Source organism: Siphonobacter sp. SORGH_AS_0500 (assembly GCF_002838835.1).
Taxonomy (GTDB): domain Bacteria; phylum Bacteroidota; class Bacteroidia; order Cytophagales; family Spirosomataceae; genus Siphonobacter.
Genome location: NZ_NHPP01000001.1, coordinates 36,425 through 59,461, shown reverse-complemented (window position 1 = coordinate 59,461; position 23,037 = coordinate 36,425). Strand labels below are relative to the sequence as shown.

Genomic DNA, 23,037 nt, shown 5'->3' with positions numbered 1-23,037 from the left:
ATCCCATATATCCCTCTCAAATCTTAATGAAAGTTAAAAGTCTAACTTATTCCGAATATTTCGGAATAATCAACTATATTTCGGATGTAATCGGATTATCATTTATCTCACTTATACCTTGTCACTTATGAAAAATAGCAAAATCCTAATTCTCTCTGCTACTCTACTGTCATTATTAGGGGCGAGTAGCTGTAATAAACGCTCTGAAGTTGTTCCTACTTCTCAAGAAAAAGTTATCAAAATCGGCGAAACCACCAGTCTTTCTTCGAAAGGGAACAGAATAAAAATTAATGGATTGGATAAAAATGTAGTTATCCTTGTCAATGACAAAGTTTGGTCTAAAGAAAAATTAGAAAAAGATTTAACTACTGATCAAATTAGTTCAGTTGAAGTTTTCAAAAAAACTCCTGATAATTTCATTCAGAAGAATTTTGGGGATGATCCCGAAATTCTCAGCAAAGCAAAAAATGGAGTTCTACATATTACAACTAAGGATCAAGTTAAAATCAAATCCTCGGGTAAAACGCCAATCATTCTTGTCAATGGCAAAGAAGTAACCCAAGATCAAATGAATGCTATTGATCCTAATACCATTGAAAAAGTAAATGTTTTAAAGGGCGAACAAGCTTTAAGCCAATACGGTGAAAAAGCAAAAGATGGCGTTGTTGTGATTACTTTAAAAAAGTAGCCGATCAGTAAAACTTATCTTCATCCTCTGTTTTTTGAAATCGATACAGGTAAGGTGCTTTATGAGCCTTACCTGTATATTTTTTTCAATACGTTCCAGAATTTCAAGACTCAGCATTTTTCGCTGAAAGTTGGTCCGCAGCAACGTTTTTCCTAAAATTATTTCGTAAGCTTTTTGTAATTCAGCGATGGTAAATATTTCGGGTAATAAATTAAAAACCAGCCACTTTTGGTCTAACTGCAATCGCAAAGTTTCCAGAGCTTTTTTTACCATCAGGCTATGGTCCATCATGAGAGAAGGTAACTCGTTAATGTCAATCCAATCACAGGAATCAGAAATTTCATCTGTGGTGAGAACGACTTTTGAAAAATCAACCAAAGCATAAAAGCCAACGGAGATAAAACGTTTTTCTAACCACTCGGGAACGTCCCGTTTGTTTGCTTCCGCCCACTCCCTTTGCATCTTTACCTCTCCCCTTTCCCGCTGACCAAACGTGTAAAATTGTTCGAGATATACTTCGGTCAATCCGGTTCTTTCCATTAATACCCGCTGAGCCGCCTCGTTCAAATCTTCATCCTGCCGGATAAATCCGCCCGGTAAAGCAAAAAAATCCGAGTTTTTAAAACGCAAAACCAGCACTTTTAACTGACTGGCATGAAAGCCAAAGATGACACAGTCGAGCGAAAGTTGAGGAATGTAAGGATTTTCTAAACTCATAACCTCTCTAATAAACGCCTTTTTATACAATTTTTTCAAGAATACGTCTAAAAGATTGGATAATGAAATTTCTAGACCGATTATTGTATCCTGATGATACAATAAGTGATTTTCATATTGATCTGAGAATAATTAGTATCAATAACCCGATGAAAACGCTCATTAAAATCCGATAAACCTAGTATAAAATTTCAACGAATCACGCACATGAAGCGAAAACGAACCTATCAGCGGATCGCCTTGTTAGGTCCATTGGCTATGGCCATTGGGTTAGCCTCATTTATTTCGAGGGATCAGGTCCCTCAGGAAAAACCGGATGAAAGTCGGTTCACTCCCGTAGTTGTGGCAGAGGACCTCGACGAACCCATGTCTTTTGAAGTATTGAAAGATGGCTCTGCGTATATCATAGAACGTAAGGGAGCTGTGAAGCGATACAACCCAGCAACGAAATCGGTAGATCTGCTTGGCACACTCGAAGTGAATACCAAGTATACCAGTGCAGAAGGGAAAGTTTCAGAGGCTGAAGAAGGGCTGATGGGAATGACACTGGATCCCAACTTTACGAAAAATCACTGGATCTATTTGTTCTACGCCCACCCTACCGAACACAAGCATTTGCTTACTCGCTGGATAGTCGAAGAGGATGGTTTGAAAGAGGGTTCAGAAAAAGTCATGCTGGAAATTCCAACGCAACGCGAAGTCTGCTGTCACACCGGTGGTGGCATGACCTGGGATAAAGCGGGTAACCTTTTTCTGACCGTGGGTAATAATACGGGAAATCAGAAAGCGGCCCAAACCGACGAGCGTCCGGGTCGGGCCAGTTGGGATGATCAGGGACATGCGGGTAACACGAATGACCTTCGCGGAAAAATCCTTCGCATTCACCCCGAGGCCAATGGAACTTATACCATTCCCGAAGGAAACTTATTCCCAAAAGGCACGGCTAAAACACGTCCCGAAATTTACTCGATGGGGCACCGAAATCCCTGGAGAATTTCTATCGACAGTAAAACGGGTTATATCTACTGGGGTGAAGTTGGTCCAGATGCAACGGAGGATTCAGAAATTGGACCTCGCGGCTATGACGAATTGAACCAGGCCCGCAAGCCAGGTAACTTCGGCTGGCCCTGGTTTGTAGGTGACAATCAGGCCTTTCCGGTTTACGATTATGCCGCTAACAAACCTCTTGAGAAAAAAGACCCCAATCATCCAGTCAATAACTCTCCCAATAATACGGGCTTAGCCGAGTTACCTCCGGTTGCTCCAAACTTCATTTACTATCCTTACGGGGTTTCGGAAAAATTCCCACTGGTGGGAACGGGTTCCCGAAGTGCAACGGGTGGACAGGTATATCGGCAGGCTGATTTCAAAGGAGCCAAACGCCCCTGGCCCGCTTACTACGAAGGTAAATGGATCGTTACTGATTTTTCCCGTGGATGGATTATGGCCATTACCATGAATGAGGCTGGAGACTATCAATCCATGGAGCGGGTGCTGCCCAGTTACCCTCCTATCGAACCCATTGATATGAAGTTTGGACCCGACGGAGATTTATACGTACTGGAATACGGTAGCAACTGGTTCCGGAAAAGCGATAACTCCAAACTGGTTCGTATCGAATATAATAGCGGAAACCGTAAACCCATTGTTCAGGCTTCGGCTAGTAAAAAAGGGGGCACCGTTCCTTTGAAGTTAACACTCTCGGCGGATGGCACTAAAGATTATGACGGTGATGCTCTGAAATATCAATGGAAAGTAACGGCTCCGGGTAGTACACCTAAAGTTTTCAACACGGCCAATCCCGCCTTAACCCTTGATAAGGCCGGAGTTTATACGGCGTCATTAACCGTAACGGACTCCAAAGGAGCCGCCAACACGAAGTCGGTAAAAATTATTGCGGGTAATGAGCCCCCCGCAGTGAACATTGCACTGACCGGAAACAAAACATTCTTCTTCCCCAACAAAGCCATTGAGTATACGGTGAATGTCGAGGATAAAGAAGATGGCAATTTGGCCAGCGGCAAAATTCCTGCCGACCGGGTGGCTTTGAGTATTGACTATACTTCGGAGGGTTTTGATTACGCAGAAGTAATTCAGGGACAACGGACTGTCGATGCGAACACGCAATACGCGGTAGCTCAGACGCTTATCAGTCAGAGTGACTGCAAAGTTTGCCATCAGATTAATAGCAAGTCGGTAGGTCCAAGCTTCACCGATATTGCAACCAAGTACAAAGGTAGTGGTGGAGTTAAAGCTCAGTTGGTTCAGAAAATTCGGAACGGTGGCGTTGGCGTTTGGGGCGAAGTAGCCATGCCTGGCCACCCCGCCATGTCCGTTGCGGATGCCAATTTGCTGGTTGATTATATTCTGAACGTGACGACCAAGAAATTCAGTACCTTACCCATGCAGGGAAAAATCACACCTACCATTCCCGAAGGAGATAATGAAAAGGGCTCCGTTCTGGTTCGGGTAGCGTATACTGATCGGGGTAATAATCTGAATGCCAAGGCTATTCCCTCTCAAACGTCTGAACAACTCATCGTTTTGCGTAGTCCCGAAATGAATGCTTCTTCAGCCGATGCCGTGAAAGGTGCGGAATTGAAAGCGAGAGGTATGGGCAAAGGGATCAATGTTATTCCTTACGCAAACTCAGTAGTCACGTATAAGAACATTGACCTTACGGGCGTGAAGAAAATGGATCTGGGAATCACCGTTCAGGATCGGGAAGGTAATGTGGGTGGTACCGTCGAAATTCATACAGACTCTCCTTCGGGTCCACTCATTGGTGAAGCGAAACTGAAAAAAGACGCTCCCGTTGATATTGAAAAGTACATGGCGGAACTGGAGTCTGGCGATTCTACAAAAGTGGCAGCGGCGAAAAAACGGAATCCTTTTTATCGTCCACCTGTTCGGGTAAAACTGAAAGAGACCAACGGAATCAAGGATTTGTATTTGGTCTTCAAGAACGAGGAGGCCAAAGCAATCCAGCCGTTGATGACTTTTTCAAGTCTCCGATTTTTAGACTAGTCATCTGACCATCCCCTCAGCAAAAGCTCTGTCATGCGTGCGTGGCAGAGCTTTTTGTTTAAGGAATATTTCGTAAATGGTTCTACTTTTTTGTAAACTACCCAAAGAAGAAATCATGGAAATACTGGAAGCTATTACCGACTTTGCCCGAAAAGCCCACGAAGGCCAACGCCGAAAATTTGTTGATGAACCCTATCTAAATCATTTAGTTCGGGTTAGTGAAATTTGTAAAGAGGTTACATCCGAGTTACCCATCATCGCAGCCGCCCTTTTGCATGACCTGCTGGAAGATACGGAAGTTACCTCCGAAAAATTGTCTACATTTTTGTCACAGCGGTTTAGCCCGGAGGAAACCCGCCAGACGTTAAAATGGGTACACGAACTAACGGATGTATATACGCACGCCGACTATCCCCAGTGGAATCGCGACAAACGAAAAACCAAAGAAGCCGAACGTTTAGGAAAAATAAGTGCGACGGCTCAGACTATCAAATATGCTGATATTCTAGACAATAGTCTGGATATTGTGAAGTCAGGCTCAGGATTTGCTCCGAGGTATTTGATCGAAGCAAAGATGAATCTGGAAAAAATGAATCGGGGAAATAAAGAGCTCTATAAAAAAGCAAAAGAGGCGGTGTCAGAAGGTTTGCGAAAAGTTAGAGGTAGGTAATATCATTTGATTTTTCGTAACTCCCTCAAAAGAGCCTTAGACTACCCTTTCCTCATCGCTTTGAAAAACGTTACTGAATGGCTACCTGCTTCTTGGGTTGAGTCAAACGCATCAGTATATCTTATAACTAAGTAATTAGTTTCATTCATTTAGGAAAGAAAACCCGAAATCGGGAATTTCCTTCCTAATGGATAATGAGTTAAGGTTGTATTTTTCCTTCGATTGAATCATCCAGCGTTTTGCCTACCAAAGCTCCGGCGACGGTTTTAATAAAGGCAACGGCATTACCGTGTTTATTATCCCAATAATATCCTTCTGTCGGATCTACTCTAATAGCCGTAATGCGAGGATCGTCCTCACCTTCTGTAAACCAGGTTTTTAGGATCGGTTCCCAGAGTTCTTTGATGGTAGCTTTGTCTTTTGAAATGGTTGCATTTCCATACAAACTTAAAAAGTCAGAATATGAAGACCCCTGAAATAACAACTGAACTTTGTGGTCAGTCTGAATCTCCGCATTTTTATGACTGTCGTCCGCACTTAAAAACCAGAGGCTTCCATCCTCTTCTATCTTCTGCACAGACATGGGCCGAACGTGCAAAGGCTCATTGGTTTGAATGTCCGTAATGAAGAAGCAGGTTTTATTTTTATCAACTAACTCCTTAATTTTCTCACTGGCTTCCGCTCCGATGAGGTTTTCTCTATTCTTTTCGGGTTGTTGCTGATTAATGCTGTCCATGATCTATTCTAGTTATACGTTTATTACTTCTATAAGTATAAAGATTGTTCCACCCTTACTAGAGTCTCAGATTTTAGGCATCACTGTCGCTTTCAACTATTGATCTTGAACTATCATTTATTGATAGATATTTACACTAATACTTACTTAAAAACTCTAATTAATAGCTTATCAAGTATCCATAAAATCCTTTTAAAATAGAAATTATATTGACTTTATATTAATACAATAACTCCTCTTTTTTGCTATTAATATTTTTCATTTAACTGTTTTTAAATGCTATAATTTTTCAAATTATATTGTAAAAAGAGCTGGTTTATTTCATGAGCTATAGGCTATCGCATTAGTTAATGAAAATTATTACTTCTTAAAAACTGTATGAAATAAAGAGGCTGCCTTTTCCTCGGGTTAAGATGACTCTGATCTGTCATCCAGAGCAAAGCGAAGGAACTTATTGACTTTGCGAATGCATCTGGGGTATCATTTAACAAAATCAAGTTAGTCCGCGTTTTCAATTCCCGCCTCACTCGGCTAGAGCCGAGCGACGGCGAGGAACTAACTTAATAACCCCAGATCCGTCCCACGGCTACCGAAGGTCTCTCCCTTCGTTCAAGATGACCGTAAGAGTTAACCACTGGTGCGAGATTTCATCTCGTTCCTAAGATGATGGCAGGTTCCACCTGCCGTCAGTATTCAAGCCTATCCTCTCCACGGCATAATGATGAATCGGCACGATCCTTTATCTCGTAGATATTTAAAGCTCAACTTCTAATCATTTGACTTATGAAATACTTCGTGCTTGCTCTGGTACTGATTTGGGGAAGTTATAATCATACTGATGCTCAGCAAGTAGCCAACTATTCTACGGGTACACCTGGCCATGATACTTATGAAGAATTTTCTTTCTGGGCAAGAAATAATCAACGATCCACTATTGATTATACATACGGAGCGAACCGGAAAAGTTTGCGATTAACGTATTTGGGAAAAGGGAACCTTCCGCACTCCTTTCAGGTAAAATTTCCGAATCAGTTAGTTTTGACTGTTATCCCAAACGGGAACACCTTACTAGTTAAAGATTCCAAAGGAACGTACAACAAGGTATTTACCTGGAAATATGAAGGTCCGGTCAACGGCATTGGTACTTTCTGCACTCCCTGTGCCAAAGATGAAGCGGCTGCCATGAAGATTATAAATCGCTATTATATTCAGAAATAATTTACTTTAAAAGCAAGGTTTCATTCATACTCCAATCAACGGAAAATTACCATTTTAGAGAATGAATAAATTTATAATTACTTAATTTTAAAATGAATTTTACCACCTTCTCTCTTAATCCAGAGAGTAAATTCTATAGCATATAAAAATAAAAACCCATCCTTTATGACTATATGCTTTGATTAAATCCAGCAATAAGGTTAATAAAATTTAACTGAATTTTCGTGCATTATTATAACTAAATAACCCGCTATTAGAATCATATGAATTTAGTTACCTCATGGTATTCATACATTTTAACATTATCTATCACACCAAAAATACCTTGTTATTACTTCAAAAATAATAACAAGGTATTTTCACATTAAGAAAAACTATCGACCACCCGGCCCGGTACTTCCACCCACGCTAGTTACCAAACTACTCATGGTGAAGGTCGAAACCTCGGTTCCTTTTTGATAGGTTCCGCTCGTGTAAAGTCCATTCAAGTTCGTGCCACCTGTTACGCTTCCGCCGGTATATATTTTATAACTTTGAGCATTTTTGAGTTTAGGACTTGAAAACATCATCGTTGCATACGTCCGGGGAATCTGGAAAGTCAATGCCTCTACTCCATCAGTTGATTCAATATGTATAAGTTGATTCAGAGTACCCCCACCTACTATTACAGCAGCCTGGGTACTTACGGAAGCTGTTGGCATACTCGTGGCTCCACCAATCCCCACCAGAATACCTCCGGTGATTTTAAAAGTGTTGCGATCACAGTCAAACCCTTCCTCGGGTGAACCAGCCCCAACCGATATAATTTTACCTCCCGTTAACGTTAGCTTTCCATTTGAATCAATCCCATCGTTCGATGTACTATATACGTACAAATTTCCTCCGTTAATGTAAATGAATGTTCCTGCATTAATCCCATCATCAGAGGTTTTGATGGTAAACTCCCCGTTATTAATGGTTAGTACACTTTTGCTTTCAATTCCCTCGCCGGCGGAAGAGTTGATCACAAAGGTTCCTCCGTTAATGGTCAGGTAAGGGTCAATCGTGGTATCGGTATCATAGCTGGCCGCGATTCCTTTGTCGGCTACATTAATCGTAAATGTTCCGTCATTAATAATGATATATCCTTCCTCACACTGAATGCCATCCCCAGCGGTTGTCATGGTAAGCGTTCCGCCATCAGCAATGAATGCGTCGTTGGTATGAATTCCGTCAGACGCCGCCGAAGGAATGGTAATTGTGCCACTAATCACCCGAACATAGTCATCACTGCAAATGGCGTGTTTATAGTTTCCCTTGATAGTTACACTCCCATTTCCGCTAAAAATTAATTGGCCTTCACTAAAAAAAGTGGCTTTCCTGTCTTCCGTATCACTGGCCGTATACGTTATTCCGTCAGTCAGGCTATTGGTGGTATTATCCGCCAGAACAATAAAAGCCCGTTTGCTCGACTGAATGTTAATGGCCGGACCATCATTATTCGTCAGATTAACCCCATTTAGGGTTAACTTGAATTTTTTGTCACTATATACTTTTAATGAGCCATTTGTCGAAGTACCACTAATGACATAGGCAACTGCCGAAACGGTTGAGTTTACCACTACATCTCCGTTACTTTCGGTAACCGTAACTCCCTTCCCAGCCAGGGGGTTATCAACCGTAATGGTGCTGCCGTAGGTAATGGTAACCGTAGAAGTAAACGTAGCATTAGCTAGTAAATCATCAGGGTTTTCGGCCTTGCCCGTGTTTCCTTCAATGGCCGTCGAGATCGTTGAAACACTATCAATGGAGACGCTGGCCCCCTTAGAAGCATCCTCTACTGTTTCATTATCCTTCGAACAGGAGGCCAGCATTAGCAGGCTTATTAAGATCAGGATTAACTGGCCACGAAAGGCTAAAGGTGTGTTTTCCCGGTTGGAATACTTCATTGGCTAAACTGTTTATTGGCGTTCATATTGGCAGTAATTCACCCGAAAGTCGGGGAATACTTACCTTTACGCAGCCCAAAACCATTGCGTGGCAAAACAGTCAGCGAAGAAGCTTTTTTAACTAATCCGTTTGAAAAGGAAGGTCAAAATCCGGGGAATACCCGTTCGATCATCATCATCGAAATACTCATTCAGGCTGACTATCTCAAAACCATGATTGCTGGCCGCCTGGGTAAATTCAGAAATATGGTGCGTGAAACAAGTTACCACCTGCGTCCCCTCGGCGGTTTCAAACCGGGCTTTTGATCCTGAATATTGCTTGAACGGGTGTAATTCACCTATGTATAAGTACCCGCCTTTCGTAAGAGCATGGGCTACTTTTTCAAAAATCAGATCCAGATTTTCGATGTGTTCCAGAACCAGACTAAACGTAACCAGCTCATACGGCTGCTTAATAAAATGCCAGCCTTCCGTTAAATCAGCCTGATAAAATTCTACTTTGTCGGAAGTAACTTTGGCCTTTGCCTGAGCCAGCATTTCCTCCGAAAAATCGACTGAGGTTAAATGCTTCGTTTTTTCAACCAGCCATTCGGTGTTTTTTCCCGTACCGCAGCCGAGTTCTAAAATGGAGTTGAAAGAAAAATCGGATAACGTTTCCCGTAAAGATAACGCTTCGAGGTCACGGGTTTTATTCTCGTTGGTATCGTACTGAATCGACCAATGGTTGTAAGCTTCTTTAACATTCATGACTATTCAAATTTTAATAATTCCTGGTAAGGATTACCTTCCAAAGCTAATAGTTTTGCAAAAGCTGGTTCGGTTTTTATGCCTTGTTTTTTTAATGTAATGATTTCCTGACGAAAGTCTTCACCCCGCTCCTGGAGGATTTTGTACTCAATGATCATATGCCGATAACCCAGTTGCTGACGCGTCGGTATGTGCTGACCAAAGACTTCGAGTTCAGAGCTATCGATCCGAAAACTGGCGACAACCGCTTCACTTTCCAATCGGTTATTATCCCAGATTTTGAAGTCTTTTTCGGATTGAAAAAGCCGGGTAACGGTTTCTCTAAATTCCTGTTGTTCGGTAAAGCAACAAATCACATCCAGATCGCTATTTTCAATATCAATTGCCAGGGGAATGGTACCCACCAGCAAGGGATCATAAGCCGACAATTTCTCAAAAATCTGGTATGTACTTAAAACTTGATACGCTTTCTTTTGTCGATTATTCCCACTTTTCAGGTATTCAATCGTTTCAAAATTCATAGGCAGCCTAGCTATGCTGCAAAGCTACGGGATTCTTAAAAACAAAAACAGGTTGCCCGTTACCGGACAACCTGTTTTCATACTTTCGAAATAAATACTCCTTATTGGGGGTTTTGAACAACCACTCCGTTTGAGTTATTGATTTCATCCTGAGGAATCAGGAATTGCCATCTGATATCATTGGCAGGAACATCAAATACGCCGTTGTTATACGAAGCATTGTGGTTACCTCCGTTACGATTCAGAGGGGAAGCCGTACGCTTCAAATCGTAAAAGCGGAAGCCTTCACCCCAAAGTTCAGCCCGACGTTGGGTCATGATTTCATCAATTAGATCAGCACCCGTTTTCGTTGACTTCACATACTGAGGATCACGGTTTACAGCCAAAGTGTATAATGCATCCGCAGCACCTGCGTTATTACCTGCCCGAGCTAATGCTTCTGCTTCAATCAGGTACATCTCAGCCGCCCGCATGTAAGGCACATCCCCAATACTTAAGGTAGGGTCTGCTACACGAAATTTTCTGGACTGATACGCGAAACGCTGGAAGTTAGACGCGGGTAAGGGGAAATCCGTGGTGTTTTTTCCGGTCGGATCCCATAACTGCTTACGGATATCGGTCGATGCAATTTTAGTATACAACGCAGAGTTGATCAACTTGGGAGTTGAGCGAATTGCTGTTGAGTTAAAATTGATGGACATGTACGCAAAGAACGAATAGAAGTAATTCGTTTGGTCCGCTACAATACGTGAACCCCACATCCACTCTGGGTTTTCGTAGTTGTTGAAACCACCCAGATACTGGGCATTGCTCATCAAGGTATAACCCGATCTGGCTTCTTTAGCAAACTGAGCTGCCGTAGCGTAATCCTGCTGAGCTAAAGCAATACGAGCTTTGATACCTTTGGCGATATTAATGTTAAAGTGAGACTTGTTAGGTCGGCTATATCCATCAAAAAGAGTGATGGCATCATTAATATCCGTATTGATCTGAGCGTACACCTGAGCAACCGTACTTCGGGGAGTAGGTTCAGTTTTGGGCTCTAATACCAAAGGAACGGCTAAGCTGCTGTTAGCTCCACCCGCTACGTAACGCTCTCCGAACAGTTGAACCATTTGGAAGTAAGCCCAGCTACGGTACGTCAAAGCTTCCGCTTTAATTGCTTTCTTATCAGCATCCGTTCCTTCCGTTTTATCCACATTCGCAATAATCATATTGGCGTTACGGATAATTACGAAATAGAACGTATAGTTATAAAAGTTGATAGAGCTGGAAGGGTTCCGGTGAGAAATCCAGCGGTATTCACTTAATAACCAGCTATTAGAAGCGTTAGGGAATACCATGTCATCTCCCATGGCTTCCATGTATAACATGTTCCCGGACTGTCCACCCTGAGACTGAGTACTAAAGATTTGGGAATACATCAAACGGTGGATACCATTGACCGCAGCCCATGCATTTTTAGTAGTGGTAAAAACCCCTTCCGTAGCGATCTGATCGGTGGGAGCTGTTTCCAGAAAATCTTTATCACAAGAAGTAAGGGACCCTGCTAACATCAATCCCAGTACTCCTCTTTTCAGTATATTTTTCATTTTTAAATGCTAAATTTTAAGAACTGACTAGAAACCAAGTCTTGCACCGATTGAAAGTACACGGTTGAAGTTATAGGTATTGTCAACGGTACCGTTGAATGATCCTGTCACGTTCATACCCTTTCTAGCAGAGAATAAACCTAAATTTTCTCCTGAAGCGTACACACTTGCCGTTTTCGCTCCGATGCTGGTTAACCAGGTAGCAGGAATAGCATAGCTAAGGGTTACGTTGTTCAGTTGCAGATACGAAGCATCCGTTAAGTAACGTGTACTGGCACCAGTCAAGTTGGCAATGTTTCCGTTATCAAAGCGGGGAACATTTGTTACGTCACCCGGATTCTGCCAGCGTTTCAGTGCGTCTACGTGCATGGCCGTTCCGTAAGTACCTCCGTGCATCAGTGACGCATAACCACCATCGTAAACTTTACCACCCACCTGATACGTAAATACTAAGCTCAGGGTTAAACCTTTATAAGAAAGGTTATGATTCATAGAACCGTAGAACTTAGGAATAGACGAGAAACCGGTGTAACGATAGTTCGCTTCTGAGATAACGGTAGTCAATGTATCACTTCCTACAACTTTAGCATTGGCTGTCATCATATTGGTTTTGTAACGAGACTGACCCGTTTCTGAATCTACTCCAGCAAACTCACGCATGTAGAAATCATAAATCGAGTGGCCTACGCTATATCCCTTCGTTCCCGATTGAATCAGTCGCTGCGTTTCAGGCATTTTCGTGATTTGGTTTTTAAACGTAGTTACGTTCAAAGTTGCCGAATACTTGAAGTCCTGATTTCTAACGATATCACCCGTTAACTGTAACTCAAAACCACGGTTGTACAGGTTACCAATATTCCGGTTCACGGAGAAACCTCCACTGGTGGTACCACCATTTGATAAGGGCAGAGGTACACTGAAGATCAATCCATCCGTTACACGGTTGAAGAATTCAACACTACCTGAAAGGCGGTTTTTGAATAAGCTAAAGTCAACGCCCAAATCAAAGTTCTTACCCGTTTCCCAGGTTAACTGACTGTTGGCAATCGTCGCCTGCGTAATGCCAGGTTCAGCAACGTTATTCACAGCCAGGTTATACAGGGCCTGGTAAGGATATAAGCCAAGCGTAGAGCCTAAGTTGTCATTACCAACAACCCCGTAAGAAGCTCTCAGTTTTAACATTTCAACCCAGTTCACACCTTTCAGAAAATCTTCTTTCTCGATGTTGTAAGCTCCACCTACAGACCAGAAGCTAGCCCAACGTACATCACGAGCGAACTTAGAGTTACCATCGCGACGAATCGAAGCATTCAGAATGTACTTCTTATCGAAATCGTAGCTGGCACGAGCAAAGTAACTTTCAATACCGTAGTTATCTTCATAAGAAGAAGCATTCAATACTGTAGCGAAGTTAGGTAACTCCGTAATGCCGTTTACGATAATACCTGAACGAGCACTTACCAGATAGTTATACTTGTAAGAGTAACTTTCGTGACCACCCAGGATATTCAGGTTATGCTTACCAAACGATTTATCGTATTCCAGTAATTGGTTGAACGTCGTTGCAGTGGTGCGGTACATATAATGATACGCACGACCCGCAGGAGCTCCGTCACCAATAATAGGGTTATCAAACGTACGACGGTGTCTGTCCTGTAAGTCAAAGCTCAGATTAGAAGTAGCTTTGAAGCCGGGGAACAGATTAAACGTAACGTAGGTACGACCGCCCACTACTCCGACAACATCCTGACGATTATTCAGTTGGTTTTCCCAAATAGCATGACGACCGCTTGAGTAAGGACGGCTATCACCTTGGTCATAAATCCGGTTACCGTTGGCGTCCAGCGTGTAATCCCCCGTGGTAGCATCGTGCTTGTATACAGGATAGATAGGACCAATGAAACGGGTAAAGTAGAACGGGTTAACGAATGAAGTTCCTCCGTCAGGAGCAGCATCAATGTTCGCACGGCTGTAGCTACCATTTAAGTTAAAGCCTGTTTTGAACCATTTCATCGGTTGAGTATTCACACTTACTCGACCCGTGAAACGCTCGAAATCAGATTTCAACAGGTACCCTTCTTCTTTCGTATACCCAATCGAACCAAAGTAATCTGACTTGTCACTACCACCGTCATAAGAAAGGTTGTAGTTCCGACGGCTCTTGCCACCCTGTTGAACCGCTTTTTCCCAGTTCAGATCTTCGGGATATAACAATTGTGCATTAGGGTTCAGTACACCATTCGCATCTACGATTGCATTGTTTGCCACATTGAATGGGTTGTATTTCAGCAGATCGTAAACACCCGTATAGTTACGGTTATTGTAGGTAGTCAATTGACCCGCCGCGATTTGTCCGGCAATGTCACGGGGAATGGCTAATGAGCCATACTGAAGGGTATTCCGCTGTACTTCCCACATTAAAGGATAATACTGCTGAGCACTTACTCTTTCGTATTCGGGAAGACCACGAGAAATAGCACCTACCGATGCATTGAAATTCAGATTACTACGGTTGCTTTTTCCTTTTTTCGTAGTGATCATCACTACCCCGTTCGATCCTCTTGAACCGTAAATGGCTGTAGTAGAAGCATCCTTTAACACGCTGATCGACTCAATGTCATCAGGGTTAATGTTTGAAGTATTACCCGTGTAAGGTACACCATCTACTACATATAGAGGTTCGTTGGAAGCTGAAATAGAGCCAAATCCACGAATCCGAATGGACGGAGCAGAACCAGGAGCTCCACCCGACTGGATCGTTTGCAGACCAGGAGCTGCACCCACCAGCGAGTTCAGGGCGTTAGAAACGGGACGGTTTTTGATTGCATCTGCATTAATCTGTGCGGATGCACCTACGTGCGTTTCTTTACTTACTGTACCGTACCCCACAACCATTACCTCGTTCAGAATTTTTGAGTCTTCCTTAAGGATAACGTTTACGTTAGTTTTGTTGGTTACGTCAACCTCTGTTGTTAAATAACCAATGTAACTAATTACTAACGTTTTTGAACCTTGTGGAACGATTACGGAGAATTGACCATCGGAATTGGTGACCGTTCCACGAGAGGTGCCTTTCACAGAAACGCTCACGCCGGGTAGTGGCGTATTGGAATCCGATGAAGTAACAACCCCCTTCACTGTAGTCTGAGCATACAGATAACTTCCCGCTAAGAAGAGCAGCAGGAAACTCAATAGAGATTTACCCATGAATGAAGTGTGTTTTGATAAAAATAATGATTAAGGATAGGAAACAACTTTTAAAAGTAATATGACCACTTAATAAAAAAAAGTTGAATACGACTTTCTAATAAATTTCTAATAATTATCCTATTTTAATATAAGGTTAAGTTAGATTAATGCAATATTAAACAGAATAAACCATGGTGTATATTCGGCCAAGTCCCTTTTGGCACCAGGAATATTTCGTCGAACGTATGCTTTCCAGAAAGATTATTTTACCCTCTGGAGGCTTAGCTATTTCACTAAATTGTCCAATACCGGGTTTATTCTTCACTCTTCCTTTGATGGCCCTTTCGGCTGAAGGCTTCTAAACTTTTCAAATAGTAGTTAGTTACCTATGCTTAAATCTAAAATAAGCACCCACCTTAAAACTTATGATTATTAATTAAGTATAAAACAGAATTATATTTCGTAATACATCTATTATACAAAATATAGCCACACCGCACTACTAGCAATAAAGATATTGCATACTCAGAGCCCGAATGTATGGAGTCTACATTGGTAGGACTCCAGTCAAAGTATTACTCTCTCTCTCCCAAGTCCTTTAGATCAATTCATTTGTTTTCATTAAGACATGCTAAACTTCCTCACCCAAACCTAACCAGCTTGAAGTACCAATCCGCTAAGAAAGCATTCTGTCTACAGAGGGACTAGTCAATAAAAGAAAGGTAGAAACCAACTCCCCTACCCTTCCTAATCTATCATTAGTGCTCGGGTAGGGCATTCGCTATATAAAGCTGTACGCTTTCTTGTAAACTGCTCAACCTTCTGTGATCTGCTGCCTTTTTTTATCCCGATAAGCCCAGGCGGCCATCGCGTTAATCACATCCTCTAGTTCTCGCCCGGCATCTGTTAATGTATAGGTAACGACCGGGGGAACAACGGGCTGAGCTTCCCGGATCAATAGCTTGTCTGCTTCCAATTGCTTCAGGTGTTGAATGAGCATTTTTTCGGTAATGTGCGGCATCGCCTTTCGAATCTCGCTGTAACGTTTGCTTCCACTTAATAAGTGATACAAAATGATGGGCTTCCAATGGCCGCCAATCTTTTGCATTACATACGTAACCGGACATTCCTGCAAAACAATTTCCCGATTGGCATTATAAGTCGAAGCTTCTTTGATCTGTGTCATGGGTACATACTTTAGGGTAAGTACTTGTAAAAAAGTAAGTACAAAAATACCTTTGTCTCAACAAAAAACAAAAGACAATCATGAAATACTTGATTACAGGTTCTCTGGGAAACATTAGCTCTCCACTTACTCAAACATTAGTTCAGGCTGGTCAGGACGTAACCGTTATTAGTAGCAATGCCGACAAAAAATCAGCTATCGAGGCTCTTGGGGCCAAGGCTGCCATTGGTTCGGTAGCCGACGAAGCTTTTCTTACCCAGGCTTTCCAGCAGGCTGATGCGGTTTATCTGATGATTCCGAATGATTTTTCGAAACCTGATTACCCAACGTTCCAGCGAAAAATTGCTGATTTGTACGTGAAAGCTCTTTCCAACAGTTCCATTCAATACGTAGTATTGTTAAGCAGTATCGGTGCTCACTTGCGAAAAGGGGCAGGCCCAATTGACGGGCTGGCTTATCTCGAAGAAAAACTACAGCAACTGACGGACCTTAATATTCAGGTGCTCCGCCCTTCGTATTTCTATTATAACCTTTTCAGCCTCGCCGGCTTAATTAAAAATGCAGGTATTGCGGGTAACAACTTTGGGAATACGGAGGAAAAACTGGTATTAACCCATACTTCTGATATTGCCGATGTTGCGGCTGAAGAGTTACTGAAACATGATTTCGAGGGTTATCACATTCGTTACATTGCCAGTGACGAACGCCATCCGAGTGAAATCGCGGCAGTATTGGGTCAGTCAGTTGGAAAAGAAAATACCCCCTGGGTTCCCTTTACCGATGAACAATCGCGGGAAGGCATGTTGGCTGCTGGCGTTCCGCCCGTTTTCACCGAACTATACGTAGACATGGGTAAGGCCATTCGGGAAGGAAAACTTCAGGAAGATTACTGGAAGAACCGTCCCGTATTAGGAAAAGTTAAACTGGAAGATTTCGCCCAAGAATTTGCCGGGGCTTACCAGCAGGGATAAGATCAACCAAGGTCTTTACGAGCGATATAAACGCTTGTCATTGGGAGTCCGTAAGGTCTGTAGGATATACATTACTGCAACCTTACTGACTCCTTTTGTTATTTTCTAACGAAGTCATTTTGAACAAAGTGAGAGAACTTACTTAAGCATTTGAGATCTCCTTCCCTGGTGGAAAGTACATCGAAACATCAGCTAGTTGTTTCACTCTAGATGAAAAGCTTGTTTCTAACCTAAAGTATAAAAACACTAGACTCCCAAACTGGTAATGCACGCTTATCAAACCTTTCTCTACTAAACAGCTATCACTTAAGTTAACAGAGCCGTCCATGTTTTCACTATAACGATATACAATATACGTAATAATATAACTATAAGAGTTTGTCAATAGGCATCAATTGCTGGTATGGAGTGTACAGCCATTACTACTCCTTTCGACTTCATTGCCTCAGCTCCCTTGCCCAAAAGTCAGGAGATTATGATCGGGATCTAGTAACGAAAACTCTTTTTGTCCCCAAGGTTTGGTTGCCAGTGGCATGCACTTGACTTTCTTCGCTAAAAGATATTCATACCATTCCTGAATCGTGTCGGTTCGAATATATACCTGACCATAGTTTTCAGCGGGATCTAACGCTTTGAATTCAAAAAATTGAATTTGCACAAGATCTTTCTCCAGCATTAGGTACCCATCATAATCCATTTTTCCGACTGAAGTAAAACCTAAAAGATGCATGTAAAACTCCTTGGTAACAGCTTTGTCACGCATGGGAAGTTTAGGGTGCACAGTCGTAAGCATGGCGTTGCATTTAGATTTTCAGATGGTTAGATTCGAGAAGTTTAAGTATTTACTTAAATACCACCTAACCTATCAGTAAATACTTAACTATTTTTAGTGATCTTACTTCGTGGCTTTCATTGCCTTCACCTTTTTAATTTTTTCATCGGAGACCAGTTGTTCGTATTCGGGCGATTCCAGGCCGTAAACAGCCATTTTCCCTTCCTCATTACTATGTACGCCAAAACCATAGGTTTTAGTCAAGGGAGATGCCCGAAAACAAGGCTGACCTTTAGAGAAAAACTGTTCGCGGGCGGCTGAATAGTCAGCTTCTGCAATGGCATTCCTCTCAGCATGTATCTGAAAAAGTACATCGTCCGAAGTATATTGATACGGATATCCGGCAATTAGCTCGTATTGCAGATACGCAACCGTCTTTTTACCATTTTTACAAGGCGGTACCGTTCCCTGACTGGCTTTGGTGTCTTCCGCCACTTCAATAAAGGTATCGAAATAATTCGTACTATGAGTTTTCATGCCTGATTTCTGAAAGTTTCCTACACAAGTGTCAAGCTAATGTATTGATTTTTCGCCTGTACTTTCATTCATCAAAAGCATTTTCCCTCCGAATCTTTGCAGAGGCAATATCCCCTATTATGTCCGAATTAGTTCATTGATCAAAAGACTCATTCATTCATTTCAACAAATAATGCACTAATAATCAATAGTTTATCAATAAATATAAAATAAGATGGTATAATTTATAAAAAAGTTTGTATCTTTGTATCAACAAACACCGCGGGATGGAGCAGTTGGCAGCTCGTTGGGCTCATAACCAAAGGTCACAGGTTCGAGTCCTGTTCCCGCTACTTAGTAAAAAGGCAGTTACATGAAAATGTGACTGCCTTTTTTGATGCTTCTTTTTTAACCTGACACTCGTTCAATAATCGAAGCACGAAAATCAGTATACTAGTAACTGAACCCTTCTTCCCTTTTATTAGCTCAGTCTATTCAAGGCAGTCGGTTATACCTACCCATTGGATTTCTTCCAACGTATTTTGACAGCTGATATAGTTTCCAGTCTGATTTCAGGAATGACCTGGAAATTATTTTTTTGATAAAATTCCAAAGGTGATTGATACAAACTTCCGTTTAATTTCCGGTCAGAATTTTGATCAATAACCCAGCCATTTAATGCGTCTTCATTTTCTTTCAGCTTATTCAGCATTTGCGTTCCTAAGCCTTTTCCATGTAGTTTTTCAGAAAGAATAATGGCAAACCATTTTTCATCTTCTCTTACAAAGGTAGTTACCCACCCCTCAATTTTGCTATCGCCATTCAATAGCAAATAGTGCACTTGTTGCGTAAGGCTATTCAAGTGATCATCAAAATCCTTAATTGTCTTATGTTGAAGCTTTTCTGGATATTCATGGTTCCATAATTTAAAGACCTGTTCTTTGTCTTCTAAGCTTAGTTCCGTTTGCTGTTTAATGATCATAAGCCATATTCGAATTTATTTTCATGTGATAATTTAGAGCGTATTTCCGTGTTTAAATGCAGCCTGTTAATCAGGTTATTTTAACTTCATAACTCTAATCTATACTACCAAGTTAATGGCACATTTGCTAGCCGTATTTTCCGGAAATGAGTTAAAATATTTCTTAGTCCCCGTACAGTGGCAAAACGGTATGAAGTAGGCTTGGACAAGGATGATGGATATCTAAGCAGCTATCATCGGTTATACTGCGTCTATGTGTCCCCCAATAAAAGCATTCCCTCTGCAAGGGCTAAATAATACTCAGCAGTACTTATGTTGGTTATTAAAAGGATTCTGGTACATTGCTCATCCCCATAGATTGTCACCGGAAATAACTACCTAAAACTTAACATGAAGAAATTTTTATTACTGATTACTTGGCTCTTTACCCATACGGGCTTTGCTCAACAGGGAAAAGCCCTTAGCGACTCAAGTAAATTTAATACCTATCTCGCACGCCATACCAGTTCATTTACCTTCAATGGTCAAAAACCCATTGGTCCCGGCTGGGACTTATTGGAAAAGCAGTTTGCGGATAATCAGTTTGTGGCCTGGGGCGAATATCACAATTCAGGGGTATTGTCTCAGCTATCGTGTTTTGCACTGGAAGCCGCCTCCCGTCATGGATTTAAAAACTGGTGTGTAGAAGTCAGCCCGTTTGTAGCCTCCGAGTTAATGCGGATTTCGACTAGTAAAAGCCCCTACGACAGTTTATTGGCAGTCTCCAAAGATCATCCCACGTATGGAACCTTTCCGTTCTTTAAGACTCAAGACGATGCCCAGATGTTAAACACTGCGGCCAACTATAAGTATCAGATTTGGGGGATCGATCAGGAATTTCAAATGGCTTTTCCGTATGCAATCAACCGGGTTTATAATGCCCAGTCGCCGAAGGTGAAGCAAGCCTATCAGGCTGTCCGGGATAGTTTACTGGCCCGGTGGTGGATGCCCAAAGTTAAGTTACTCGACAGTTTACGCAACGGGATTCCCCAGCAACAGTATAAACAGGTACTCGATGATATTAAAGTCTCCAGAACGATCTATTATGAAGATAATTCATTGATGCGGGCGACGCTAATGAAAAAAAACTTCTATCGTTACTATGACCAGACCAAAGCAAAAAACGAGAAGGTGTTCTTCAAACTGGGAGCCAATCATTTAGCCAAAGGATTAAACCTGATGACCCATCTGTATGATATGGGTAATGCGGTCTATGAGCTGGCTCAACGGAATCAAACCCGTTTCACCAATGTCTATTTCATGCTGAGATACACCACGGAGGATGGAAAAATCATTGATGATTATGAGAGTGCCGAAAACGAATATCCCAAAGAGTTTTTAAAACTATATAACAAAGAAAAATGGGTGGTTGTGGACTTACGTCCCCTGCGGGTTCGCTATAGAAACGATAAAACACTGACGGAAGATACGTATCAACTTATCGACAAATATGATTTTGTAGTGGTGTCCCCGGAGATAAAAAAATAGAACGTCCGATACGAGCTACATCAGCAACCTAGCTCCACCTTTCGCAACCTTATCAGTTACTGGTATCAAAGAACGTTTGATACCAGTAACTGATTTATAATCGAAGAGGCAACCTGTGCTCGTGAAATACCTAGACTAATGATTCTCTAAATCAAGCTCTTCATCCCCAGGTTTATAGGGTGTATAAATAAGTAGAAGCGTCATCATTTCGTTTTTTGAATCCATATCGCCGAACGAAAATACGGTGGCAGGGGGTGAATTAGGGTTATAAGGATTATCTTCCGTATTGTCATAGCTGCAATCTAAATGAATAACAGACCCTTTAGGAACTTTAATTAATTCTTTAAAGCGGTAAAGTTCCTGCCATCGAAAATCCCACTTTGCAATTCGCACTAGTGGAATGGTGTCTTGTTGAGGAGTTACGGCATAGGCGGTAAAGCTAGTGCCTAAATAGTGCATATGGGGCCAAACATAAAGCAAGGACTGGTCTTCCTTCGTTTGTACCTGTAGATGATGTTTACTGCGATCGCCGGGTAACAAAAGCAAAGGAGGTGTTATATCCTTTTCCCCGATCCCTCCCGAGCCTAAGCTAATCACTTTCACTGTACGCTGTATAGGCGTTTTCTGAAAAAACAGGTTTACTCCCACGATGGATTCCTCGTCCGCGGCAAGGGCAGAATAGTGAACCGTTAGCAGTATCACCCCGCGTTTGGGAAGCGTCCAGCCAAAAGTTTTGGGGTAACTCTCAACGGAAGTGCCTGGAATCCAGCCCGTGTAATAAACCATATGTTGTTTGAGCTTTTTTTGCTGTTGCAACAGGCTTGGCGTATTAGGATCATCAGTGGTATTGATAACTTTTGCTCCCTGATTAATATCAACGGAGGGATCGTCCACTTTATAAAAACCGTAATTCACATGGTGAATTATTTTTTTATTGTTCGTGTAAAACTCAACCCCTTCGATGGCCTGATCCTTGGGTAGATCCATAGGTATTTGAAAAACAACGAATCGTTCTTTGGTATCGCCAACGAGATGAAAAGTAGTATCTATTTGTAAGGTCAAGTCCGGGCTTCGGTGATAAGCCGTTTGCTCACGTAGCAAACGAGTAATTTGAGCTGATTTTTTCTGATAGTTGCCCTTCGGTGCTTTCGCTTCGATCCAGTTGACAATCATTTTCTTTTCCTGTGAGGAAAGCCGTCTTTCATTAGCAAAGGAGCGGTAATGAGCATCGGCTTGCCAGGGCGGCATATAGCCTGTGGTAATTACCTTTTTAATAAATGAAATTCTTTTAACAATGTCTTCATAGGTTTGAAGAGGAAAGGGAGCCGCATCTCCGCTCCGGTGACAAGTTGCACATTTTTGTAAGAAAATGGGCTCCACGTCTTGAAACGATTGTCCATTTGTACCAGTAAGTAAACACCATTGAAGCACCAGGCAAAGTAATACCTTTTTCATAGCCTATAGATCATTAATCAGACAACCAATGGGGGAAACCTGTACAGGCAAGATGGGTTGATGAGCAAAAAAGGCATCAATCGCACTAGCTAAATAGTGATGGCGGGCCTGAGGACGAGTCTTGCCCAGGGCCGTCACCCAATCATCAATAGCCCCCCGATACAATACCTGTCCCTGACCATCGATTAGAAAAGCTTCCGGCGTAGTAGTAGCTCCTAACGCTCTCACGAGCGAGCGATTGGCATCGGTCAGGAGCGTAAAGTCGATGGAATATTTGCGTTTGAATTGCTCGTAATCTGCCCTATCATAAGCTCTTCCAGGAAATACGCCAATAACGCTGAGGTCTTTGCGTTGGGCTAATTGGGTAAGCTTTCGGGAGTACTGCTGGCAAAGCGGGCACTCTGGCGATAGAAAGACAATGACCCGTGCTGGCGAATGAAAATCTCCCAGCCGGGTAGGCTCTCCTGTGAGGGTACGAAGAACCAACTGATCCAATGGCCTTGGCTGTTGTACAGGCTTCAGCCCTAGCAGTAAAAAAAAGAAGAGAATAGCAGCAGGCATATCATAAAAGCTTCGGTCCGGGTGGACCGAAGGC

The 23,037-nt window shown here is 42.2% G+C and carries 19 protein-coding genes and 1 tRNA gene; 7 read left to right on the top strand and 13 right to left on the bottom strand.

The genetic code is table 11. The annotated features are described in order from the left end of the window. Positions 1-127 precede the first annotated feature (127 nt). Positions 128-688: a TonB-dependent receptor plug domain-containing protein gene (locus BWI96_RS00255; protein WP_106634716.1), complete on the top strand. Its 561-nt coding sequence runs from the start codon at positions 128-130 to the stop codon at positions 686-688. Here BWI96_RS00255 and BWI96_RS00250 read toward each other — a convergent pair. Beyond that, complete coding sequence (locus tag BWI96_RS00250; protein ID WP_369804026.1) at positions 677-1,405, bottom strand: NUDIX domain-containing protein; 729 nt, start codon at positions 1,403-1,405, stop codon at positions 677-679. The genes BWI96_RS00255 and BWI96_RS00250 overlap by 12 nt on opposite strands. A gap of 207 nt (positions 1,406-1,612) precedes the next feature. On the opposite strand from BWI96_RS00250, the gene BWI96_RS00245 reads away from it, so the two are divergent. Both BWI96_RS00245 and BWI96_RS00240 read left to right on the top strand, forming a co-directional pair. Continuing rightward, positions 1,613-4,432 carry a PQQ-dependent sugar dehydrogenase gene (locus BWI96_RS00245; RefSeq protein ID WP_106634715.1) on the top strand — a complete coding sequence of 940 codons (2,820 nt, stop codon included), beginning with the start codon at positions 1,613-1,615 and terminating at the stop codon, positions 4,430-4,432. A 115-nt stretch (positions 4,433-4,547) separates the two neighbouring features. Further along, positions 4,548-5,102: an HD domain-containing protein gene (locus BWI96_RS00240; RefSeq protein WP_106635029.1), complete on the top strand. Its 555-nt coding sequence runs from the start codon at positions 4,548-4,550 to the stop codon at positions 5,100-5,102. Between the two features lie 199 nt (positions 5,103-5,301). On the opposite strand, the gene BWI96_RS00235 is transcribed toward BWI96_RS00240, so the two are convergent. Next, complete coding sequence (locus tag BWI96_RS00235; protein WP_106634714.1) at positions 5,302-5,838, bottom strand: pyridoxamine 5'-phosphate oxidase family protein; 537 nt, start codon at positions 5,836-5,838, stop codon at positions 5,302-5,304. A 783-nt stretch (positions 5,839-6,621) separates the two neighbouring features. On the opposite strand from BWI96_RS00235, the gene BWI96_RS00230 reads away from it, so the two are divergent. Then, entirely contained in the window at positions 6,622-7,056 is a 435-nt protein-coding gene (locus BWI96_RS00230; protein WP_106634713.1) for a hypothetical protein, read from the top strand. 374 nt (positions 7,057-7,430) lie between these two features. On the opposite strand, the gene BWI96_RS00225 is transcribed toward BWI96_RS00230, so the two are convergent. From BWI96_RS00225 to BWI96_RS00200, 6 genes are all read right to left on the bottom strand, one after another. Then, positions 7,431-8,984, bottom strand: a complete 1,554-nt coding sequence (locus BWI96_RS00225; RefSeq protein WP_106634712.1) for a carbohydrate-binding domain-containing protein — start codon at positions 8,982-8,984, stop codon at positions 7,431-7,433. A 117-nt stretch (positions 8,985-9,101) separates the two neighbouring features. Beyond that, a complete protein-coding gene (locus BWI96_RS00220; protein ID WP_106634711.1) occupies positions 9,102-9,731 on the bottom strand; it encodes a class I SAM-dependent methyltransferase in 630 nt (209 codons plus the stop codon). 2 nt (positions 9,732-9,733) lie between these two features. Then, positions 9,734-10,252, bottom strand: coding sequence for a DUF4269 domain-containing protein (locus BWI96_RS00215; RefSeq protein WP_106634710.1), 519 nt, complete (start codon positions 10,250-10,252; stop codon positions 9,734-9,736). Positions 10,253-10,353: 101 nt separating this feature from the next. Then, positions 10,354-11,844 (bottom strand): RagB/SusD family nutrient uptake outer membrane protein, encoded by a 1,491-nt coding sequence (locus BWI96_RS00210; RefSeq protein ID WP_106634709.1) that lies wholly within the window; start codon positions 11,842-11,844, stop codon positions 10,354-10,356. A gap of 27 nt (positions 11,845-11,871) precedes the next feature. Further along, positions 11,872-15,051, bottom strand: a complete 3,180-nt coding sequence (locus tag BWI96_RS00205) for a TonB-dependent receptor (protein ID WP_106634708.1) — start codon at positions 15,049-15,051, stop codon at positions 11,872-11,874. A 796-nt stretch (positions 15,052-15,847) separates the two neighbouring features. Further along, a complete protein-coding gene (locus BWI96_RS00200; RefSeq protein ID WP_106634707.1) occupies positions 15,848-16,219 on the bottom strand; it encodes a helix-turn-helix domain-containing protein in 372 nt (123 codons plus the stop codon). A gap of 80 nt (positions 16,220-16,299) precedes the next feature. Between BWI96_RS00200 and BWI96_RS00195 the strand changes: the two genes are divergently transcribed. Then, the gene (locus BWI96_RS00195; RefSeq protein ID WP_106634706.1) at positions 16,300-17,190 is read left to right on the top strand and encodes an NAD(P)H-binding protein; all 891 of its coding nucleotides are present in this window, start codon (positions 16,300-16,302) and stop codon (positions 17,188-17,190) included. Positions 17,191-17,635: 445 nt separating this feature from the next. Here the strand turns inward: BWI96_RS00195 and BWI96_RS00190 are convergent, their stop codons facing one another. Both BWI96_RS00190 and BWI96_RS00185 read right to left on the bottom strand, forming a co-directional pair. Continuing rightward, the gene (locus tag BWI96_RS00190; protein WP_106634705.1) at positions 17,636-17,983 is read right to left on the bottom strand and encodes a VOC family protein; all 348 of its coding nucleotides are present in this window, start codon (positions 17,981-17,983) and stop codon (positions 17,636-17,638) included. A 102-nt stretch (positions 17,984-18,085) separates the two neighbouring features. Beyond that, positions 18,086-18,499: a DUF6157 family protein gene (locus tag BWI96_RS00185; RefSeq protein ID WP_106634704.1), complete on the bottom strand. Its 414-nt coding sequence runs from the start codon at positions 18,497-18,499 to the stop codon at positions 18,086-18,088. Between the two features lie 260 nt (positions 18,500-18,759). Between BWI96_RS00185 and BWI96_RS00180 the strand changes: the two genes are divergently transcribed. After that, positions 18,760-18,831: transfer RNA gene (locus BWI96_RS00180), tRNA-OTHER, on the top strand. 161 nt (positions 18,832-18,992) lie between these two features. Here BWI96_RS00180 and BWI96_RS00175 read toward each other — a convergent pair. Next, complete coding sequence (locus BWI96_RS00175) at positions 18,993-19,460, bottom strand: GNAT family N-acetyltransferase (protein WP_106634703.1); 468 nt, start codon at positions 19,458-19,460, stop codon at positions 18,993-18,995. A gap of 390 nt (positions 19,461-19,850) precedes the next feature. Here BWI96_RS00175 and BWI96_RS00170 point away from each other — a divergent pair, with 390 nt between their 5' ends. Further along, a complete protein-coding gene (locus BWI96_RS00170; RefSeq protein WP_106634702.1) occupies positions 19,851-20,987 on the top strand; it encodes a hypothetical protein in 1,137 nt (378 codons plus the stop codon). Between the two features lie 135 nt (positions 20,988-21,122). Here BWI96_RS00170 and BWI96_RS00165 read toward each other — a convergent pair whose 3' ends face one another. After that, the gene (locus BWI96_RS00165; protein ID WP_106634701.1) at positions 21,123-22,442 is read right to left on the bottom strand and encodes a cytochrome c; all 1,320 of its coding nucleotides are present in this window, start codon (positions 22,440-22,442) and stop codon (positions 21,123-21,125) included. A 3-nt stretch (positions 22,443-22,445) separates the two neighbouring features. Further along, positions 22,446-23,003: a redoxin domain-containing protein gene (locus BWI96_RS00160; RefSeq protein ID WP_106634700.1), complete on the bottom strand. Its 558-nt coding sequence runs from the start codon at positions 23,001-23,003 to the stop codon at positions 22,446-22,448. Positions 23,004-23,037 lie beyond the last annotated feature (34 nt).

Bases quoted from the DNA above. Each gene is read 5' to 3' on its own strand.
- BWI96_RS00255 (WP_106634716.1), top strand. From the start codon at position 128: ATGAAAAATAGCAAAATCCTAATTCTCTCTGCTACTCTACTGTCATTA.
- BWI96_RS00250 (WP_369804026.1), bottom strand. From the start codon at position 1,405: ATGAGTTTAGAAAATCCTTACATTCCTCAACTTTCGCTCGACTGTGTC.
- BWI96_RS00245 (WP_106634715.1), top strand. From the start codon at position 1,613: ATGAAGCGAAAACGAACCTATCAGCGGATCGCCTTGTTAGGTCCATTG.
- BWI96_RS00240 (WP_106635029.1), top strand. From the start codon at position 4,548: ATGGAAATACTGGAAGCTATTACCGACTTTGCCCGAAAAGCCCACGAA.
- BWI96_RS00235 (WP_106634714.1), bottom strand. From the start codon at position 5,838: ATGGACAGCATTAATCAGCAACAACCCGAAAAGAATAGAGAAAACCTC.
- BWI96_RS00230 (WP_106634713.1), top strand. From the start codon at position 6,622: ATGAAATACTTCGTGCTTGCTCTGGTACTGATTTGGGGAAGTTATAAT.
- BWI96_RS00225 (WP_106634712.1), bottom strand. From the start codon at position 8,984: ATGAAGTATTCCAACCGGGAAAACACACCTTTAGCCTTTCGTGGCCAG.
- BWI96_RS00220 (WP_106634711.1), bottom strand. From the start codon at position 9,731: ATGAATGTTAAAGAAGCTTACAACCATTGGTCGATTCAGTACGATACC.
- BWI96_RS00215 (WP_106634710.1), bottom strand. From the start codon at position 10,252: ATGAATTTTGAAACGATTGAATACCTGAAAAGTGGGAATAATCGACAA.
- BWI96_RS00210 (WP_106634709.1), bottom strand. From the start codon at position 11,844: ATGAAAAATATACTGAAAAGAGGAGTACTGGGATTGATGTTAGCAGGG.
- BWI96_RS00205 (WP_106634708.1), bottom strand. From the start codon at position 15,051: ATGGGTAAATCTCTATTGAGTTTCCTGCTGCTCTTCTTAGCGGGAAGT.
- BWI96_RS00200 (WP_106634707.1), bottom strand. From the start codon at position 16,219: ATGACACAGATCAAAGAAGCTTCGACTTATAATGCCAATCGGGAAATT.
- BWI96_RS00195 (WP_106634706.1), top strand. From the start codon at position 16,300: ATGAAATACTTGATTACAGGTTCTCTGGGAAACATTAGCTCTCCACTT.
- BWI96_RS00190 (WP_106634705.1), bottom strand. From the start codon at position 17,983: ATGCTTACGACTGTGCACCCTAAACTTCCCATGCGTGACAAAGCTGTT.
- BWI96_RS00185 (WP_106634704.1), bottom strand. From the start codon at position 18,499: ATGAAAACTCATAGTACGAATTATTTCGATACCTTTATTGAAGTGGCG.
- BWI96_RS00175 (WP_106634703.1), bottom strand. From the start codon at position 19,460: ATGATCATTAAACAGCAAACGGAACTAAGCTTAGAAGACAAAGAACAG.
- BWI96_RS00170 (WP_106634702.1), top strand. From the start codon at position 19,851: ATGAAGAAATTTTTATTACTGATTACTTGGCTCTTTACCCATACGGGC.
- BWI96_RS00165 (WP_106634701.1), bottom strand. From the start codon at position 22,442: ATGAAAAAGGTATTACTTTGCCTGGTGCTTCAATGGTGTTTACTTACT.
- BWI96_RS00160 (WP_106634700.1), bottom strand. From the start codon at position 23,003: ATGCCTGCTGCTATTCTCTTCTTTTTTTTACTGCTAGGGCTGAAGCCT.